Origin of the sequence: Xanthomonas sp. LMG 12459 (assembly GCF_009192905.1) — a bacterium.
GTDB classification, from domain to species: Bacteria; Pseudomonadota; Gammaproteobacteria; order Xanthomonadales; family Xanthomonadaceae; genus Xanthomonas_A; species Xanthomonas_A sontii.
Genome location: NZ_NSGT01000131.1, coordinates 1 through 1,757, shown reverse-complemented (window position 1 = coordinate 1,757; position 1,757 = coordinate 1). Strand labels below are relative to the sequence as shown.

Genomic DNA, 1,757 nt, shown 5'->3' with positions numbered 1-1,757 from the left:
AAAAAATTTGGCCCAGACCGGCGTGTACGCCTCGGTGGACAGCAGCAACAAGCTGAAGCTGGAATCGGTCAAGGGCGGCCAGGACTTCTCGTTCACCGCGGGCAGCGCCACCGGTGCCACCGGCATCACCTTCGACCAGAGCGGCATCGCCGCCACTGCCACTGCCGCCGCGGGTACCACCAACTTCCTGAAGGACGTGGACATCTCGACCTTCCAGGGCGCGCAGAAGGCGCTGAGCATCATCGACAACGCGCTGACCTCGGTGAACTCCTCGCGTGCGGACATGGGTGCGATCCAGAACCGCTTCACTTCCACCATCGCCAACCTGAGCTCCACCTCGGAGAACCTGTCGGCCTCGCGCAGCCGCATCCGCGACACCGACTACGCCAAGGAAACCGCCGAGCTGACCCGCACGCAGATCCTGCAGCAGGCCGGCACCGCCATGCTGGCCCAGGCCAAGCAGGCGCCGCAGAGCGTGCTGAGCCTGCTCCAGGGCTAAGCACGGACGCACCGCAACACACCAAGGGGCCCCTCCGCAAGGAGGGGCCTTTTTTTGTTTCCTCTTCCCGCGACGGGCCGTCGCATCCCGGAGGAAGCGCCATCTCCGCGCGTTGCCGGTCCTCGACGCCGAAGGCGAGCGCTGCCATGACTGGCAGGACGACGGCCAGCTGACGGCGTGGCCATGCTATTCGCGGCGATCCCGTGCATGCGACCCGTTATGCGGGATCGACGGGAGACAGCCATGACCACCGACCGCCTGCGCTGTCGCGCGACACGTGACCAGTGGGCTGGATGGCGGTCAGCAGTTGGCGATGACCGTGGCCGCACTTCAAGATCGCCTGTCATGCGTCATCAACGCAGTGCACGACCTGAAAGCGCGCTGGCATTGCCTACATCGCCGGACAACCGACGCTCCTTCTACTTCATCGCCATGGACGGCCGTAAGGCGATCAGACAGGTAGAGGGAGAGATGGCCAAGCCGTCGCGTCGCGATGCGCTGCGTACCGGTAGGTCAAGCCTTCGCGTCGTCGACGCGACACACGATCGAGAGCATCGCGCGCATCGCCCTCGGCGCGATCCAGGCCGCTCTTTCCCCGACTTGTGCAAGACGCCTAAAGTTTGACGAAGCGCGGCCGAAACAAGCATTTCGCCGCGTTTCTGGTGTCACGCAAATCGCCGAAACGCCAAATTTTCGGCAGTAAATCCCTAAAGGTTGCGCACCGACTGCCGTTACTTATACCAGCAGCGGCACTGGCCAATTGATGGCCCCCTGCGGAGGCTCCAGGCACCAACGGGTTGCCGGACAAATCGCTTAGAGGAGATATCAAAATGGCACAGGTCATCAATACCAACGTAATGTCGCTGAACGCTCAGCGGAACCTCAACACCACCAGCGCCAGCCTGGCGACGACGATCCAGCGCCTGTCCTCGGGCCTGCGCATCAACAGCGCCAAGGACGACGCGGCCGGTCTGGCGATCTCCGAGCGCTTCACCACCCAGATCCGCGGCCTGGACGTGGCCTCGCGCAACGCCAACGACGGCATCTCGCTGGCGCAGACCGCCGAAGGCGCGATGGTCGAAATCGGCAACAACCTGCAGCGTATCCGCGAACTGGCGGTGCAGTCGGCCAATGCGACCAACTCCACCACCGACCGCGGCGCGCTGAACTCGGAAGTCAAGCAGCTGGCCTCGGAAATCGAACGCGTCTACAGCCCGACCAAACTCAAAGGCACCAAGCTGTCGGGCGGCCCCCTACC

The 1,757-nt window shown here is 64.0% G+C and carries 1 protein-coding gene and 1 pseudogene; both read left to right on the top strand.

Going from position 1 to position 1,757, the window contains the following annotated elements; genetic code table 11:
- The coding region (locus CEK65_RS20790) for a flagellin (RefSeq protein ID WP_152182858.1) at positions 1 to 499 on the top strand (499 nt) is incomplete at its 5' end.
- 830 nt (positions 500 to 1,329) lie between these two features.
- Positions 1,330 to 1,757, top strand: a pseudogene (locus CEK65_RS20785) (flagellin); the annotation flags it as partial.